Below are 16,528 nucleotides of genomic sequence, written 5' to 3' on the forward strand. Positions count from 1 at the left end.
TCGCAGCGTGTTATCACTGGAGTCCAGTCAGCTTTGCAACGTGGAACGAAGACGTCATGAAAACGATTTCTGGGTTTGATCGGATCGGTGAGGAAAATGCATTCGCCGTTCTTGCGCGCGCCACGCAGCTGGCAGGCGAAGGGCATGACATCATCAATCTGGGAATTGGCCAGCCGGATTTTCAAACGCCGGACCACATCGTCGAAGCGGCCATCAAGGCCCTTAAGGACGGCCACCATGGCTACACACCGGCAACCGGCATTGCGCCGTTGCGCGAAGCGGTATCAGCCGATCTTTACAAGCGTCACAACGTCGACAGCAATCCGGACAATGTCGTCATAGTGCCAGGCGGCAAGGTCACCATGTTCATGGCGATACTTATGTTTGGCGAACCCGGCGTGGATATTCTTTATCCGGACCCCGGTTTTCCAATTTATCGGTCAATGATTGAGTTCACGGGCGCACGCCCGGTTCCGGTGCCTATTCGCGAAGAAAACAATTTCGGGTTTTCCGCTGAAGAAACGCTGTCACTAATGACGGAAAAGACCCGTCTTCTGATCCTCAATTCACCAGCGAATCCAACCGGCGGTGTGACGCCGAGAACGGAAATCGAAACACTGGTCAAAGGTCTGGCTGCCTTCCCCGAGGCAGCCGTTCTTTCTGACGAAATCTATTCTCAGATAACTTATGACGGCATGGAGCACGTGTCGTTGCTGTCGTTTCCGGAAATCCGCGACCGCCTGATTTTACTGGACGGATGGTCCAAAACCTATGCCATGACCGGATGGCGGCTCGGGTTTTCCTTGTGGCCGGATCAGCTGATCGACAAAGCACGCAAGCTTGCGGTCAACGCCTGGTCCTGCGTCAACGCCCCTGCCCAATATGCTGCACTTGCCGCGCTGACCGGTCCGCAAGACGCCGTTCATGCGATGGTTCGGGAGTTCAATCAGCGCCGGAAGATCGTCGTCGAGGGTCTGAATGCAATAGAAGGGATTTCGTGCAAAACACCGCTCGGTGCGTTCTATGCCTATCCAAACATCAAGCAGACTGGTTGGCCGGCTAAAAAGCTGGCGTCTGCACTCCTTGAAGAAGCCGGCGTTGCCGTAATCGGAGGCCCGGACTTCGGTGTACTCGGAGAAGGTTACATCCGCCTCAGCTATGCAAACTCATCCGAAAACATCCAGAGAGCGCTTAACAGGATAGAAATTTTCCTATCCGGTCAAAAATCATAAGTCTTTATCCACACCCATCTTAAGATACTTCTGAATAAGACATAATTTACCTTAAGAAAATTCGAATTACGCTACGTATTGTTTTATTAAACCTTTAGGCCGTTCAATGCCGCTCAAGCTGAAAAAAGCGCGATGGTGGGAAACGAGAGATGGCGACAAATATTGCCTTGGATCTGGAGCAATCCTTTGGAGAGCTCAATGAGTGTGTTCTGGTCACGCAACCCGACCGCACGATCATCTTCGTCAACAAGGCGATGGAAGACTTGCTCAAGGTGGATCGTCAGGACCTAATTGGCACGACGACCGAGCGCTTTTTCGCAGACAAAAAGCATTTCGAAAATCTTGGCGAGATCTACGACACGCCGACTGACCAGCGGCATCGCAAGTCCTATGCCTTCGATATCAAAACGGGGGACGGAAGTATTGTCCCCCTCGAGGTCGTGAGCGCACCGCTCTTCGACGCTGATCACGAACTGACTGGCATCCTGTTCATCTCACGCGACCAATCTGAGCGGATCGCGTTGGAAAAACGGGTCAAAAACATCGCGGAAACACTGGACGATGCTCTGGATGCAATTTCAGAAGGCTTTGCAATCTACGACACGGATGACAAGCTGGTTGTCTGCAACAACACATACCGCGAAATCTACGCGCCTTCAGCGCCCGCCATCCAGCCGGGCAACTCCTTTAAGGCCATCCTGAAATACGGTCTTGATAGAGATCAGTACGACACCAAAGGCCTAACGAAAGAGGAATGGCTCCAGGAACGCCTTAGTCATCATGAAGCTGCCGACGGCAAGGTGATTGAACAATCTCTGGCGGATGGCCGGTGGCTTCGGATTTCAGAGACCAAAACCCGGAGCGGCCGGAGAGCAGGTATCCGGGCAGATATCACGGAGATGAAAACGGCCAAAGCTGAGGCCGAATCCGCTTACCGGAACCTCTCTCTGATTGCCGATAACGTTTCCTGTTCCATTACTGAGGTTGATCTTGAAGGCCGGTGCGTCTTCATCAACAAGATCGGCTGCGAATGGTTCAATGGCACGCAGGAAGAACTCCTGGGAACCCGTCTTCGCGAACGCCTTCCGTGGAAAGAGCGCGAGCAGGTTCGCCAGGTGTTTCAAAAAGCCTATGCCGGCGAGAAGTCTGCCGCAGACATCTCTTTCCACTTCCCGGACGGCATTTCCCGCGAATGCCAGTTTGAGGCAACACCAAGGTTTGACGAGGTGGGCGACGTCTCAGGGCTCGTGGTCATGATTGTCGACATCACGGACAAGAAAAAGACAGAGCGCACACTCGCAGAGCTTTATGCGATTACGTCAACCAACGAACTTACATACGAAGATAAGATTGCAGAGATCCTTCGGCTCGGATGTGAGCATCTCGACCTGCCATGCGGGATCATCAGTCACGTCATAGATGATCGCTATTCCATCAGCCATGCGCACAGCCCGGGATGTGTCATCGAACCAGGCACATCCTTCCCGCTCGAAGACACCTATTGCACCCTGACTCTGGATGCCGACGGCCCGATCGCAACGGCAGAGGCCTCAAAGTCTGAGTTCGCAAAACATCCGTGCTACCGGGTTTTCGGCCTGGAAACCTACATCGGTGCTCCTCTCCTGGTCGATGGGGAAATCCACGGGACGATCAACTTCACGTCCGAAGAAGTAAGGAAACGTCCGTTTACAGAAGCTGATGTTCAAATCGTTCGGCAGTTTGCGGATTGGGTGGGTCATGAGATCGCCCGCGACCGTGCCCACAAGGCTCTGATGCAAGCCAAGATCAACCTCGAGCGGATCGCAAGTATCGACGACCTGACCGGCATCATGAACAGGCGGGCTTTCCTCGAAGCCGCTAACACGGAAGTCGCTCGCTACCGTCGGACACAACGCCCCTTCACGGCTGTCATGATCGACATCGATAACTTCAAGCGTATCAACGACCGATGCGGCCACGCTGTCGGCGATGAAGTGCTGAAGAAGTTTACCGGTATTATCGGCGGCGCTCTGCGCGCGGTTGACGTATTTGGACGCGTCGGCGGCGAAGAGTTCTGCATGATCCTGCACAACACCACCATGGAAGATGCCATGCTGGTGTCACAGCGGCTTCGCGAGAAAATCGTCGAAGAGTGCCAATTCGACAATGTCGACCAGACGATCACCTGCAGCATGGGGCTTGCATCCATCGCGCGTGAAGATGTCGAGTTTTCCACGCTCATGCAGCGCGCCGATACGGCCCTTTACACCGCAAAAGAAACTGGCAGGAACCGCTGCGTCGAGTTCACGCCCGCCCTGGAGCCGGACGCTGCAGTTTAGGAACGACATCCGACTTTGCGACAGGGTGTCGCAGGTTAGCCGGAGCATGCCGTACATTTGACAGTCGAACATCACGGTGAGACCCTACCGTGGTGTTTGGCGCATGAGTACGTGAGCATAAACCAAGCCCATCACAGAAAAATTTGGAACGCGACCGCGCCATTACGGTTTACCTCGACGACAACGTCTTGGTGAACGCAACCATGGGAGGTTCGCTTGTTCAAAAAAATACTCGTTCCAATTGACCTCAGACACCCTGATGCTCTTGAGAAGGCGATCTCGGCTACGGCAGCAATCGCCAAGTCTGAAAACATTCCGGTTGTCTTCGCCGCAGTATCAACGGCAGCCCCGTCTGCGCTCGCACACAACCCGGATGAACTCAAATCGAAGATGGCGGAGTTTGCCGACGCACAAGGCAGGCAGCATGGGATTGATGCGACCGGACAAGCGTTTTTTTCGCATGACCCGTCGATTGATCTGGAAAACGCTCTCTTAAAGGCGATCGACGAAACCGGCGCGGATCTGGTGGTTATGGCAACGCACGTGCCGCACCTGTTCGATCGCTTCTGGCCGTCCAACGGCGGCCGAATTGCGTCCCACGCGGGCGTTTCGGTCTTCCTTGTCCGCTAGACCCGCCTCTCATGTTAAAAGGAACGCTCCATGAGCGACGATACAAGCAATCAGGGCATCCCGGATCCCGACGGCGCTGCCAACATGATCGATACCGACTATGAGATCGGCCAAGACAATATCGAAACACAGGTTGGACCATTTAATTTGGACATCCACAATCCTGTTTTCCTGGTGTCCGGCCTGACAATCGTCGCGTTTGTCTTTCTGACGCTCGCTCTCCAGACGGAAGTTGGACCGGTCTTTGACGCCCTGCGAAATTGGCTGACGTCCAACCTGGACTGGTTCTTCATCCTGTCTGGAAATGTTTTCGTATTGGTCTGCCTGCTCTTGATTGTGACCCCTTTGGGCAGTGTCCGCATTGGGGGCAAAGACGCAGAACCCGACTATACCTACTTCGGCTGGTTCGCGATGTTGTTCGCAGCAGGCATGGGCATCGGTCTGATGTTCTTCGGCGTGCTCGAACCTGTCTATCACATGGCGTTTTCATCGCCGCTCGGTGTGCCCTCACCGTTTGATGCGGATGGCAACCTTATTGAGGAGAATGTTGCCGCGGCCAAGGCCATGGGCATGGCCGCCACCATCTACCATTGGGGCCTGCATCCCTGGGCAATCTACGCAGTCGTTGCGCTTTCTCTAGCGTTATTTTCCTATAACAAGGGCCTGCCGTTGACGATGCGTTCCGTCTTCTACCCGATTTTTGGAGAGAAGACTTGGGGCTGGCCGGGACACGTCATCGATATTCTCGCAGTTTTCGCAACACTCTTTGGCCTTGCGACATCCCTCGGTTTTGGCGCTCAGCAAGCCAATGCCGGACTGGAGTTTGTCTTCGGCATTCCTGTGAGCGATACGGCACAGGTCGTTCTCATCATCGGCATCACGGTTGTCGCTCTTGTGTCGGTGATGCGCGGCCTCGACGGCGGCGTGAAGGTGCTGTCAGAGATCAATATGATGATTGCGGCTTTGCTGCTGCTGTTCGTCATCATTGCCGGCCCAACCATGACGCTTGTCAGCGATTTCTTTGCGAACCTTGGCGCTTATGCCCGCGAGGTCGTGCCGCTTTCCATGCCCTTCGGCCGGGAAGATGACGGTTTCCGGCAGGGCTGGACTGCGTTTTATTGGGCGTGGTGGATTTCTTGGTCGCCGTTTGTCGGCATGTTTATCGCCCGGGTCAGCCGCGGCCGCACAGTGCGCGAGTTCGTAATCTGCGTTCTGATCATTCCGTCAATCGTGTCGGTTCTTTGGATGACTGCCTTCGGCGGCACCGCGATCGAGCAAGTACTGACGGATTCGGGAAGTCAGGTTCGAGAATATGTGATCGCATCTTACAGCCCCGAGCTTTCCTTGTTCGGAATGCTTGCGGATCTGCCGTTCGCATCCATCACGTCGTTCATTGCCATCATCTTGGTCATTGTCTTCTTCGTGACCTCGTCGGACTCCGGATCCCTGGTCATTGATACGATCACTGCCGGTGGCAAGGTGGATGCGCCTGTTTCTCAACGGGTCTTCTGGTGCACGTTTGAAGGCTTGGTAGCGATTGCGCTCTTGCTCGGCGGCGGCCTCGGGGCCTTGCAGGCCATGGCGGTCTCTACGGGCTTTCCCTTCACAATCGTCTTGTTGCTCGCGTGTTATGCGATCTTCAAGGGATTGAAAGATGAACCGCGTTAGGCGAATCGCCATCTGGACTAAGACATGGGCGGCTAGGCCGCCCATTTTTGTTGACGTTGTTTAGTCCGGGAGCTGCGGCGCCAACCGCACTCCCGGCGGCGGCGAGCTTTCGCGAACCCGCAGTTGGGGTTCGATGACGATCGGTGTGTTCGGAACACGATCACCCGCGATTTGCCGGAGCAGTGTCAATGCTGCCAGCCGCCCGATCTTGTCCGGTTGCGCACCAACGGTCGTTAGGGCCGGTGTGCGGGCATCGGCGCCGTCAATGTCGTCATACCCGGTGATGGCCATTTCCGGCCCAGGTTCGACGCCGGCCCGCCGCAAGGTGGTCATCATGCCAAAGGCGACCAAATCATTGAAACAGACAGCCGCTGTCGGCCGTTCAGCGGCTCCCAGGATCGCCGGTGCAGCCGAGCGCCCGTCTGCTTGGGTCATCAGCTCCGGCATATCAACTTGCGCATCCGGATCTAATCCAGCATCCAGCATGGCCTGCCGCCACCCTGTATGCCGGTATCTGCCGGTGGAACTGTCCCGGCGGCCACCCAGCATGGCGATCTGACTGTGCCCCTGATCAATGAGGTGCTTTGTAATTTGGTACATGCCGGCTTCATCGTCGCCGCGCACACACGGCGCCCAGACCCCGGGCACCTCACGCGCGACCAAAGTGACAGGGATGCCCTGGTCGACAAGGCGGTTTATCTCCTCAGCAGAGGTTCCAACCGAGGGACACAAGATAAGACCGTCGGCACGGTGCTGGAGCAGGGTATTCACGAACGCCTTTTGCCGCTTAACATCGTCCCTGTGATTGCAGATGAAGATCATCTGCCCCTGCTCCTCCAGAACATCCTCGAGCGCTGAGAACACTTCGGCAAAGAACGGGTTCAAGATGTCATGGACCGCCACCCCGACAATTTGACTTCTCGAGGTGCGCAGAGAAGCGGCTGACCGGTTGTAGATATAGCCGATCTCTTCAGCTGTCTGCTTGACCTTTGCCCGGGTTTCTTCGGCAACCAGCGGACTGTCCCGCAAGGCCAAAGAGACTGTCGCTGTCGAGATCCCAAGTTGGTCGGCAATATGACCCAGCGTCAGACGTTTTCCGGGTTTTTGCGTCCCTTCCGGTGTGCGGGACTTGTTATTTTCACTGTCGGGCATGCCGTACACTCAAAGTTCGGTTGCAGCGGGCGGCAGTTTGGAACACTGCGCCAGCTGGAACGATACCGCGTAACAATCCTCTGATCAGTTACTTTGGGGAGCGGAAGCGTCGAATTCTTCTCTCAAATTCACAACGACGCGGCGGTTTTGCGACTGACAGGTCACCGCATCGCAATCGGTTACAGGACGCTCCACGCCATAACCCTTGGTCCACATGCGTTTGGCATCGACACCCCGTGCAACAAGCGCGTTGTAAACCGCTGTTGCTCTTTGTGTCGACAATGTTTTTTGGGTCGCTTCACTGCCCGGATCATCAGCATGGCCCTGTACTTTCACCAACCAGGATTTGTTCTGCTTCAACCATTTTGCCTGATTATCCAGAGTCATTTTCGCTTCATCAGAGATCGTCGCCGATCCTCTGTCGAAATAGATCCTTCTGCCCACATTGATGATGAACTCTTCTTCAGATCCTGGACGGATTTCGGCAAAACCGGCCGCCGGAGCATTCGTTACGTTCGGTGAAGCAAGGTTTGACGCCGTATTGCAGCTGGCAAGCCCCAGGCCAAAAACGACAGCCAAACAGATGCCGCCTGTCGTACGGCCAAATCGAATAGACAAAAACGCCCCCAATTGTTTTTCATTTATGACCGGGTTCAACCGGCATTTGCCCCAAGGTGCTCCAGCACCAGTACACCTGTGCCCTTCGGACAGCGCTGGTAGAGATCGATCACATCTTCCGGGAACATCCGGATACAGCCACTCGACACATCATGACCGATACTCCAAGGCTCCAAGGTGCTGTGCAAACGGTATCCAAGGTCAACGCCATCGCGGTAGAGATAAAGTGCCCGCGGCCCAAGCGGGTTGTTCGCCGCCCCGCCTTCCACTTTGCGCGGCAATTCAGGCTGGCGTTTCAGCATTTCGGGGGGCGGCACCCAGCGCGGCCATAAGGCCTTCCGATCAATGCGGGCCCGCCCGTACCATTTGAAGCCTTCCCGGCCAACTCCCACTCCGTAACGGAGCGCAGTATTGTTTTCCCAGACCCAATAAAGGAAATGGTTGTTGGTATCGATCACCACCGTGCCAGGAGGCTCCGGACTGAAGTACTTGACCATCTGACGGTGCCAGACCGGATCAATCTTCTTGAAGTTGGTCCGGCGATACCGATACCCGTTGTCATCCTGGTATCCGGTAAAATAGGCATTGGCTGCAGCACTTGCGCGCGCAGCTGTGGGCAATGCCATACTTCCGGCAACAACCGTTGCACCCTTCAGCAGCGTCCGGCGATCAAATTCCATCCCGATCCTCCCAGGCAATCCAGCCAATTGAGACCTGACAATTCACATCTGGGATTATTAAGCCGTCAACTCCAGCGCAGGGTCAACAGGGGAGGCACCGGAATTCCGGCTTAGGATGCCTTCACTTGTTCCCGGTAGAGGATGTAAAGCCCGGAAGCGACAACAATCGATGCTCCCAGGATCGTCGTCACGGTCGGAACATCGTCAAAAATCAGATAGCCAAGAACAATCATCCAAACGATCTGAACATAAATCAAAGGTGCAAGGACCGGAGCTGGGGCCATACGGTGTGCCAGAATGAAGAGAAAGTGACCTCCGCCGCCAAGTGCCCCAGTCGCAACCAGCAAGGTCCACTCCCAAAGCCCATTTGGCGCTTGCCACACAGAAATGCCCACAGGTGCCATGGCAACCGCTGCAACGACACCTGAAATGATCAGCATTCCGGCGGAGCTGTCGGTCGCAGCCAATTTCCGGGTAAGGAGCGCATAAACGGCATAGAAGGTCATAGCGGCCAGTGAATAGACGACGGCCCAATGGAGCCCTCCAAGCCCCGGCCGAGTCACCACGAGTACACCAATGAACCCGACAACAATGGCAGCCCAACGCCGGACTCCGGCCCACTCCCCAAGAAACGGTCCGGCGAGAGCGGTAATGACAAACGGCGCTGCGAACATGATCGACATCGTTTCGGAAAGCTGCAGATAGCGAACCGCCAAGAAATTAAAGATCGTCGTCCCTAACAAACAGAAGGCACGCACGATTTGGAGCCCCCAGTGGTCTGTACGCAAATACTGCGGTGACTTCCAAACCTGAAACAGAACCAGGGCGAGAACCACATGGCTGACAAACCGCACCCAAACAATTTGAAGCGTTGGCAGACTTGCGGACAGGTACTTTGCGGTCGCATCCAGAACGGAGAAACAAAGGCAAGCAAGAATAATCAGCCCGATCCCGGCAATTGGAGCCGTGGTATTGGCACCGCCGCCATCATTTTGTCCTTGACCCGAGACTGCAGACATCGCCAGTTGACCTTTTTAAAATGCTGCAGTTGGTGTTGAAGAGAACCAAAAACGCAGATAACGGCCCTGCCTCGGCTTAGGGAAACAGGTGCAGGGCCACAAGGATACAAGATGCCAGTTGCAGGAATTGAAACATGGCTGGGCTGCCTCACCGTGACAGAAACCGATGGCGCCATCACCGACCTACAATGGAATGGTGAGCCAAGCCAAGCGGAAACGCCGCTTCTGCGAGAAACTATCCGGCAGTTGTCAGCCTATTTGGAGGGAGACTTGAAAAACTTCGATTTGCCTCTGAGCCCCAAAGGCGGTGATCTGCATCAGGCCGTATTCAAGGCCATGCTGGAGATCCCGTACGGCGAGACACGAACATATGGCGACCTGGCCCGTGACCTGGACACTTATGGGCAACCGATCGGTCAAGCCTGCGGCGCCAACCCGATCCCGGTCATCATCCCATGTCACAGGATTTTGTCTGCCAACGGGCTCGGCGGTTATTCCGGTTCTGGCGGCACTGAGACAAAAATTGCGCTTCTCAAACTCGAGGGCGGCTTTCCTTTTTTGATTTAGCCCGCATTCTGAGGCTTACGCGTTAAAGAAAGAGCGTCGCGGACATAACCAGAAGTGCAAGGACAAGCCACAATGCCAAGGCTTTGTTCTGAGAATTATACCGGGAAGTATCTGAGCGCCGCCCAATATTCATATTGAATGGATTTCGCGGTCCGCTGCGCCCAAGAGAAGCCGTCGAGACCTTATTGAACCGTTTGCGCAGTTCCTCAGCCCGTTTAGCGCCTCGTTCATTGTCGATTGTATGGCCGGACATAACCGCCCTCTCTTTCTCCTTGAAATTTAGATCGTTCGATTTTGACGTGGGTCGGCTACAAGAAAATTCAAATGAGCGTTTTGTAATCTTTGGCACCAAGACTTCTGTCTTGCTGGGGTCATACAGGCGCACTAGGAAACCGAAACACCAATGCGCGTGACCGGATCCCACATGTCAGTCAGTCCCGACACCAACAAAAATAACGAAAACCACAATGACAACTTGCCGTCTCTTATGGAGGTGACGAAAGTCGCGTCAAAAGTTGGGCTTTTGTCTTTTGGTGGCCCCGCGGCGCAAATCTCGGTGATGCACCAGGAGTTTGTCGAAACCCGTAAATGGCTTTCCGAAGAACGTTTTCTTCATGCCTTGAATTACTGCATGCTTCTGCCCGGTCCGGAAGCCCAGCAACTGGCAACCTATTGTGGCTGGTTGACCGGCAAGACTTTGGGTGGGCTGATCGCCGGTTTGCTATTTATCTTACCCGGCGCTCTCACAATGGCTGTCGTGAGCTACATCTATGCGGCATATGGCGAAACCCAGATTTTCAACGCGCTGTTCTACGGCATCAAAGCCGGAGTGCTGGCAATCGTAATGCAAGCGTTGTTGCGGATTGGCGCAAAGGCACTAAAGACCCGATTAAGCTGGCTACTATGCGGTCTTTCGTTTTGCGCCCTGTTTTTCTTCGCAGTTCCCTTTCCGTTGGTCATCATCACCGCCGGAGCTATCGGGCTTTTCTTTGGCAAGCGGGAAGAAGAAAAAGAGCGGCCGGCAGACACATCGCAGTCTCATCCATCTGCCATCAACACGCTCAAGACGCTCGTAATCGGAGGGTTTGTTTGGCTGACGCCGCCGTTCCTGGCTGCTCTATTGCTGACACCCCAGTCCGTCCTCGTTGATGTTGCAGGTTTCTTTGCAACTCTTGCTGTGGTCAGTTTTGGGGGAGCCTATGCACTCCTCAGTTACATGGCCCAAGTCGCTGTTGACACAAAAGGCTGGTTAACTGCGGGTCAAATGCTGGATGGCCTCGGCCTTGCCGAAACAACTCCGGGCCCACTCATTCTGGTGACGCAATTCGTCGGGTTCCTGGGAGGCTGGCAGAACCCAGGACCGCTCACACCGATAACCATGGCGTTACTCGCAGCAGCAATGACCACCTGGGTAACGTTTGTGCCAAGCTTTTTGTTCGTTTTGGCCGGCGCCCCCTGGATGGAGCGGCTGTATGGGAATGCGTATTTGGCAAGCGCTCTGTCAGCGATCACTGCTGCCGTTGCGGGCACAGTCTTGAACCTTGCAGTATGGTTCGCAATCAATGTCTTGTTTACTGAAACAAAGACCGCGTCGATTGGTCCCGTGACAGTTATTGCACCGACCCCCGGCAGCTTAGACACGATCCTTTTCGCGATCGCCGTTGCCGCCGCCGTGCTTGTTTTTTGGGCTAAGTGCGGAATGTTCACAGTGATCGGAACAACGGCCGCCCTCGGTCTGGCCGCAAGAATGCTGACCAGCTAAAAATCACTTGGTTTTAGATTGTGGCGCTGAGCGCACCCTATCAAGCGGCAGTCAATTCCTTATTGGCTTTGCTCGCTGTGTCCGCTTCGTCGGGTTCCAGATCTTCGTCGTGATCCGGGTCATCATCAACCGAGACAGACAGATTTTTTTCAACCTGCCGCAAAAGCTTGCGCAGTTTCTTACGATCCTTGTCTTCGATGCCCGCCATCGCCTCACGTTCCAAGCGCTTCCAGGCTTTATCGACAGAGACAACCAGGTCCCGGCCAGTTTCTGTCAGATAGACACGTGCAAGGCGGCCGTCTGAATCTGACACCTGACGGCGGACATACCCCTGACTGGAGAGCCGGGTAACCATTTTGGTGACCGTCGGCGGCTGAACCCCAAGGGCCAAAGCAAGCTGGCTCATCGTCCGGCCGTCGGCATCCGCCAAAACCTTCAAAACAAGCTCTTGCCCTGGATGCAAACCGATCCGCATCAGATGCGCACCCGACCGGGCGCGCTGTGCTTTGGCGGCCTGTAACAGCCGGAATGTAATGCTCTTTTTGTAGTTGAAAGGCATTAAGGGATCCCCGAACGCAGATTCATTCAAATCGTTCATCTTGAACGGGGGAAACCTAACCAAGTTATTTAACCGTCAAATGACAGTCTGAATATCGACATCCCACAAGCGTGATCTGCGCATAAAACTTGCCGCAGCTCAGAAGCCTTGGAAGGGCAGTTTCACGTCAGCTCGGCTCAAGCGTCTCTTCAGGTGAACGTATGATCTCAAGGCCGCGGCAGCACTGACTGTCATTGAAACCCATGGCGGATATCATCTCATTCCTGGAAGCACTTTTGCCATTGAGCCTGACGATCGTGATCGCAGGTGGGTTGGGTGGCATCGCGGCATTTCTAACCACATCAAAGACCGCTTCTACGCAGGTTCGGTTCGGTATGGCCGGTTTTGCGATGGTCGGTATCATCGCCGCTTTCACTGTTCCCCTTTTCCTGTCACTTCTACAATCGAACATCCTGAACGAAGTTAAAAACGGCGAAAACACTGAGGCCTATCTCATTTTTGGAGGCTTCTGCATATTGGCCGGTTTCTCGGCAAAGGCCTTTCTGTCGACATTGTCGGATCGCGTCATCAACGAGCTGACTAACAAGATGGCAGACAGCCAACAGCGCGCGGAAGTTCAAATTCAGGAGCTAAAGGACAATCTCGCCTATAAACTACAAAAGGAAGAAGCCGCAGTTATTGATCAAAACAGTCCTCTGCCGCCAAAACTCGGCCAAACAGGCCGGTCGCTGAGCGATCTTGAGAAAACGGTCTTAAGCGCATTGGGCGATTTGGCAGTCCGGACAATAGACGGCATTTCCCAGGATTGTGGGATCACAAATAACCAGGCAGAAGACGCCATCGCGAAACTGATCGACCGCAAGCTTGCCACCCACCATTCACCTTTCGGAACTCGCCGGAGGCTTGTTTCACTCACAGAAGATGGTCTCGAATTGGCAGCCCGTCTTGCCACCGGTGCAATACTCTAGCATCACGCTGGTATCATGAATGCCGCAGAAGGTGTCTTCAGGCAAAAAGCGATCCTGCTGCTTGTTGCAAGTCATTCGCCCGCTCCAAAGCTGCTTGGTACGCCTCTATTGCACTGGCGTCAGGTCGGTTACGCGAGGAGCGGCTAGTATCGTCCTCATTGTCGGAATTGGCGTCGCCCGATGATTCTGCCTCATTGGCACTGGCCACATTTTCAGATGGGTTATTCCTGCTCGCCGAGCTGTTCTCAACACCCGAGACTTCTGATGTTTCATCGCCGCGCAACTCTTCCAGCTTTTGTTGACGCAGCTCAGCTTGAGCCTCAGACAATTGCGAACGTGCCTGTTGCGCAACTCTAAGGTCTTGGCCAGAGGGTTCGGCCGGGGCCAGAGCAGCGCTGATCACCACGCGCATCTTCCGGATCGTTGCCTCAGGTGTGCGTTCTGTTGAGGTATCGATCTGAACCTCACCGCCAACGGCATAACGCTTGCCGTCAGGGCCTTGCTGGAAGGTGTAGGTCGGCGCACTTGCATAAGCACCGCCCACCCGGGCATGAGCCTGCTCGTGTGCTCGGACTTCACGGTCTCTTTGCTTCAGTTCCTGAACCTGTTTTTCTTCGCCCTCCGTCAGGCCATCTCCATCTGCATCGTCGTCCGGCTCTGTCTGCTGTGCCGCATCCTGACCAGAAGACGCAGGGTTAGCAGGCAATTGCGCGCCGGCTGATTGCGCTGCACCAGCACTCACAGTATCGCCGGACTTCTGAGATTGGTCCAGGCCACTTTCTTCAGATAATTGGCGCCCATTACCTAACGGTTCCGCCTGGGATTTTCGGCGCGCTGGGGCGTCCGATTCATCGGTTTCTTGCAAGGCAAGGATTGCTTGCGGCGTTAAAAGGGTGGTCGCCCCCGCCCGGACAGCAATAGCCCTTGGGCTCGCCTGACTGTCGCGCACAGCACCACCGTCCCGGTTCTGGGCTGTCTCCTCAGAACCGGGAGCCGCATCACCAGCGACACCGCTGCTTCTCAATAGGTTCGCCGGCGTGTTGGATAAAAGTGCGCCGATCATCGGGCCATATATCCCCGAAAAACATCGCCAATTTATTAATTTGCATTAAGAATTCGAGATCAAAACTTCGCGAGGATTATTCGGCGCCCATTTTCGTCAGACACCAGAAAATCGGGTATCAAGAAGGCGAGACTTAGAATCAGGATACCAAGAATGCTGCCCAAACGTTTCTGGCATGAGATGACAACAGAGGATTTCAAAGATGCCGGCACCGAAGACTGGATCGCGGTCCTGCCAGTGGCGGCAATTGAGCAGCATGGGCCACATTTGCCACTGTCGACGGACACTACGCTCGCCGAGGGTCAGATCCAACGGGTAATTGAGCTTCTTCCTAAGCGCCTTCCAGTGACATTCCTTCCTGTACAGACTATCGGCAAATCAGACGAACATATCGATTATCCGGGAACTCTTACGCTCAGCTGGGACACCATCACCAAATGCTGGATCGAGATCGGTGAGTCCGTCGCCCGTGCCGGAATACGGAAACTGGTTATCATCAATTCCCATGGCGGTAATGTTCCCGTGATTGATATTGTGAGCCGGGAACTGCGCATCAGGCACGATATGTTTGTGCTTGGGACGAACTGGCTCCGCTTTGGACAGCCAGAAGGTCTTTTTCCGGAGGACGAATTTACCTACGGCATCCACGGCGGTGACATTGAAACGTCACTCATGCTTGCTATCCGGCCTGATCTAGTGCGGATAGACCTTTCACAGGACTTCTCATCGGAACAACAGAATTTTCTCAAAGAATTTAAACATTTGAGAGGGCACGGGAAGGCCCAATTCGGCTGGAAAGCACAAGACCTCAACCCGCACGGCACTCAAGGCAACGCTTCTGCAGCAACAGTAGAAAAGGGGCGGCAATCACTGAACCACGCGGCGCAAGCCTTTATCGAACTCTTGGAAGATGTGCAAAGCTATGATCTTCACCGGCTTAAGCACCGTTAATGAATAAACCTCTTCCCAACGCATATTTCACAACGGAAAGTGTACTGAGTAAGGTTCGGAATGCTTTGCGCGATTGCTGCAAGTTGAATTTTTCCAACAACGACAAGCAGTTGACGGTGGTTAAATTCAGTTCCACAGTGTGAGGGGATTTGCGGATTGTAACATAGAGCCTCTATGAACCTTTCAATCAGGCAGCTTGCGACCTTTCGGGAAGTCATGCGGTGCGGATCAATATCTGAAGCCGCGCGAACGCTCGGGCGAACGCAACCGGCCATCAGTTCAACAATATCCGGCCTGGAAACCGAACTCGAACTCAAACTTTTTGTGAGAGAACAGGGTCGGCTCGTGCCCACACCCGAAGCTGAATTCTTCCTTGAGGAAGCGGACGCTATTCTGAAGCGCCTCGAAATTTCCAAACGTACTTTGCGCGGACTTGCCAATCGGGAACAAGGTCAGCTGCGTATCGCTTGTATTCCGGAAGTCGCGGAGGACTTTCTGCCTGATGTGATATCGCGTTTTTTGTCCGATAAGACAAAAGTGAATATCGCGCTGGCCAGCAAGTCTTCCGCAGAAATTGAAGACCTGATCGCAGCGCAACACTTTGACCTCGGCATTGCTGAAACTCCGAGGATCAGAAGCTCTTTTGATCAGGTTGATTTCGAGTTGGAGTGCATGTGTGCACTTTCCTCTTCAGATCCACTGGCATCTAAAGAAGTTATCACACCGGCCGATCTCGATGGGTACCCGCTTGCTCTGCTCCATCCAGAACACCGCAGTCACAAGCAAACCTTGGATCGGTTTCGTGATACTGGCGTCCAATTAAATCAACGATTTGAACTCCAAACATCCAAACCTGGTCTAAAGTTCGTGGAAGCTGGCCTTTGTGCGCTCATTTGCGATATGGTGACAGCATTCAAAACTCAAGAAATATACAAGCATGGTTTTGGTCCTCCACTGATAGTCTTCAGACCCTTTCGGCCTCGGATCCAAAACAATCTGTCCATACTGACTCCGACCCATAGACCGATATCTATCGTGGCTAAGGAATTTTCCGATACGCTTGGCGAACGCATTTCCGAAATACGGGCAGCAATGATTAGGCCGGTTTCTTGATGTTCGAATGAATTTTTAGCTAGGATTGGGGCAACCTGAAAATGGGCGGCCGAGACCCAATCATTTCCGGAAATATCGCCTTAGCATTTACCCTTTTGTTTGAGCGGATTGGGGTTTTGGCCTCTGCGAGGAGTTCCGTGCGCCCACCACAACGCGCATATCCCCGCTAAAGAGCGAGGTTTTGTTTATTTTGTTGGGATTTGGTTGCGGGAGTAGGATTTGAACCTA

At 54.2% G+C, this 16,528-nt stretch carries 15 protein-coding genes; 9 read left to right on the forward strand and 6 right to left on the reverse strand.

The genetic code is table 11. The annotated features are described in order from the left end of the window. The first annotated feature begins 56 nt into the window (after positions 1-56). From RBB44_RS13745 to RBB44_RS13760, 4 genes are all read left to right on the forward strand, one after another. Positions 57-1,232 (forward strand): pyridoxal phosphate-dependent aminotransferase, encoded by a 1,176-nt coding sequence (locus RBB44_RS13745; protein WP_306147854.1) that lies wholly within the window; start codon positions 57-59, stop codon positions 1,230-1,232. A 149-nt stretch (positions 1,233-1,381) separates the two neighbouring features. Beyond that, positions 1,382-3,550: a diguanylate cyclase gene (locus RBB44_RS13750; protein ID WP_306147855.1), complete on the forward strand. Its 2,169-nt coding sequence runs from the start codon at positions 1,382-1,384 to the stop codon at positions 3,548-3,550. A gap of 216 nt (positions 3,551-3,766) precedes the next feature. Further along, positions 3,767-4,180 (forward strand): universal stress protein, encoded by a 414-nt coding sequence (locus tag RBB44_RS13755; RefSeq protein ID WP_306147856.1) that lies wholly within the window; start codon positions 3,767-3,769, stop codon positions 4,178-4,180. A 30-nt stretch (positions 4,181-4,210) separates the two neighbouring features. Next, the gene (locus tag RBB44_RS13760; RefSeq protein ID WP_306147857.1) at positions 4,211-5,848 is read left to right on the forward strand and encodes a BCCT family transporter; all 1,638 of its coding nucleotides are present in this window, start codon (positions 4,211-4,213) and stop codon (positions 5,846-5,848) included. A gap of 60 nt (positions 5,849-5,908) precedes the next feature. On the opposite strand, the gene RBB44_RS13765 is transcribed toward RBB44_RS13760, so the two are convergent. From RBB44_RS13765 to RBB44_RS13780, 4 genes are all read right to left on the reverse strand, one after another. Further along, a complete protein-coding gene (locus RBB44_RS13765; protein ID WP_306147858.1) occupies positions 5,909-7,000 on the reverse strand; it encodes a LacI family DNA-binding transcriptional regulator in 1,092 nt (363 codons plus the stop codon). An 84-nt stretch (positions 7,001-7,084) separates the two neighbouring features. Then, positions 7,085-7,657 carry an OmpA family protein gene (locus RBB44_RS13770; RefSeq protein WP_306147859.1) on the reverse strand — a complete coding sequence of 191 codons (573 nt, stop codon included), beginning with the start codon at positions 7,655-7,657 and terminating at the stop codon, positions 7,085-7,087. After that, the gene (locus tag RBB44_RS13775; RefSeq protein ID WP_306147884.1) at positions 7,654-8,244 is read right to left on the reverse strand and encodes a L,D-transpeptidase; all 591 of its coding nucleotides are present in this window, start codon (positions 8,242-8,244) and stop codon (positions 7,654-7,656) included. Before RBB44_RS13775 ends, RBB44_RS13770 begins: the two co-directional genes overlap by 4 nt. Before the next feature lie 164 nt (positions 8,245-8,408). Continuing rightward, positions 8,409-9,317, reverse strand: a complete 909-nt coding sequence (locus RBB44_RS13780) for a DMT family transporter (RefSeq protein ID WP_306147860.1) — start codon at positions 9,315-9,317, stop codon at positions 8,409-8,411. Between the two features lie 111 nt (positions 9,318-9,428). On the opposite strand from RBB44_RS13780, the gene RBB44_RS13785 reads away from it, so the two are divergent. Together RBB44_RS13785 and chrA are read left to right on the forward strand one after the other, a co-directional pair. After that, the gene (locus RBB44_RS13785; protein ID WP_209174873.1) at positions 9,429-9,884 is read left to right on the forward strand and encodes a methylated-DNA--[protein]-cysteine S-methyltransferase; all 456 of its coding nucleotides are present in this window, start codon (positions 9,429-9,431) and stop codon (positions 9,882-9,884) included. A gap of 424 nt (positions 9,885-10,308) precedes the next feature. Next, positions 10,309-11,646, forward strand: a complete 1,338-nt coding sequence (gene chrA, locus RBB44_RS13790; RefSeq protein WP_306147861.1) for a chromate efflux transporter — start codon at positions 10,309-10,311, stop codon at positions 11,644-11,646. Between the two features lie 40 nt (positions 11,647-11,686). On the opposite strand, the gene RBB44_RS13795 is transcribed toward chrA, so the two are convergent. After that, positions 11,687-12,205, reverse strand: a complete 519-nt coding sequence (locus tag RBB44_RS13795) for a MarR family winged helix-turn-helix transcriptional regulator (protein ID WP_306147862.1) — start codon at positions 12,203-12,205, stop codon at positions 11,687-11,689. 242 nt (positions 12,206-12,447) lie between these two features. On the opposite strand from RBB44_RS13795, the gene RBB44_RS13800 reads away from it, so the two are divergent. After that, complete coding sequence (locus RBB44_RS13800) at positions 12,448-13,173, forward strand: YEATS-associated helix-containing protein (RefSeq protein ID WP_306147863.1); 726 nt, start codon at positions 12,448-12,450, stop codon at positions 13,171-13,173. A 37-nt stretch (positions 13,174-13,210) separates the two neighbouring features. On the opposite strand, the gene RBB44_RS13805 is transcribed toward RBB44_RS13800, so the two are convergent. After that, positions 13,211-14,236, reverse strand: a complete 1,026-nt coding sequence (locus RBB44_RS13805; protein ID WP_306147864.1) for a putative metalloprotease CJM1_0395 family protein — start codon at positions 14,234-14,236, stop codon at positions 13,211-13,213. Positions 14,237-14,389: 153 nt separating this feature from the next. Here RBB44_RS13805 and RBB44_RS13810 point away from each other — a divergent pair, with 153 nt between their 5' ends. Next, positions 14,390-15,187: a creatininase family protein gene (locus tag RBB44_RS13810; RefSeq protein ID WP_306147865.1), complete on the forward strand. Its 798-nt coding sequence runs from the start codon at positions 14,390-14,392 to the stop codon at positions 15,185-15,187. 174 nt (positions 15,188-15,361) lie between these two features. Continuing rightward, complete coding sequence (locus tag RBB44_RS13815; protein WP_306147866.1) at positions 15,362-16,300, forward strand: LysR substrate-binding domain-containing protein; 939 nt, start codon at positions 15,362-15,364, stop codon at positions 16,298-16,300. The last annotated feature ends 228 nt before the right edge of the window (positions 16,301-16,528 follow it).

The sequence above is a fragment of the Roseibium sp. MMSF_3247 genome (assembly GCF_030733765.1).
In the GTDB taxonomy this organism is placed as follows: domain Bacteria; phylum Pseudomonadota; class Alphaproteobacteria; order Rhizobiales; family Stappiaceae; genus Roseibium.

Coding starts and splice junctions, on each gene's coding strand:
- RBB44_RS13785 (WP_209174873.1), top strand. CDS start 9,429: ATGCCAGTTGCAGGAATTGAAACATGGCTGGGCTGCCTCACCGTGACA.
- RBB44_RS13775 (WP_306147884.1), bottom strand. CDS start 8,244: ATGGCATTGCCCACAGCTGCGCGCGCAAGTGCTGCAGCCAATGCCTAT.
- RBB44_RS13765 (WP_306147858.1), bottom strand. CDS start 7,000: ATGCCCGACAGTGAAAATAACAAGTCCCGCACACCGGAAGGGACGCAA.
- RBB44_RS13760 (WP_306147857.1), top strand. CDS start 4,211: ATGAGCGACGATACAAGCAATCAGGGCATCCCGGATCCCGACGGCGCT.
- RBB44_RS13815 (WP_306147866.1), top strand. CDS start 15,362: ATGAACCTTTCAATCAGGCAGCTTGCGACCTTTCGGGAAGTCATGCGG.
- chrA (WP_306147861.1), top strand. CDS start 10,309: ATGTCAGTCAGTCCCGACACCAACAAAAATAACGAAAACCACAATGAC.
- RBB44_RS13745 (WP_306147854.1), top strand. CDS start 57: ATGAAAACGATTTCTGGGTTTGATCGGATCGGTGAGGAAAATGCATTC.
- RBB44_RS13800 (WP_306147863.1), top strand. CDS start 12,448: ATGGCGGATATCATCTCATTCCTGGAAGCACTTTTGCCATTGAGCCTG.
- RBB44_RS13750 (WP_306147855.1), top strand. CDS start 1,382: ATGGCGACAAATATTGCCTTGGATCTGGAGCAATCCTTTGGAGAGCTC.
- RBB44_RS13780 (WP_306147860.1), bottom strand. CDS start 9,317: ATGTCTGCAGTCTCGGGTCAAGGACAAAATGATGGCGGCGGTGCCAAT.
- RBB44_RS13795 (WP_306147862.1), bottom strand. CDS start 12,205: ATGCCTTTCAACTACAAAAAGAGCATTACATTCCGGCTGTTACAGGCC.
- RBB44_RS13810 (WP_306147865.1), top strand. CDS start 14,390: ATGCTGCCCAAACGTTTCTGGCATGAGATGACAACAGAGGATTTCAAA.
- RBB44_RS13805 (WP_306147864.1), bottom strand. CDS start 14,236: ATGATCGGCGCACTTTTATCCAACACGCCGGCGAACCTATTGAGAAGC.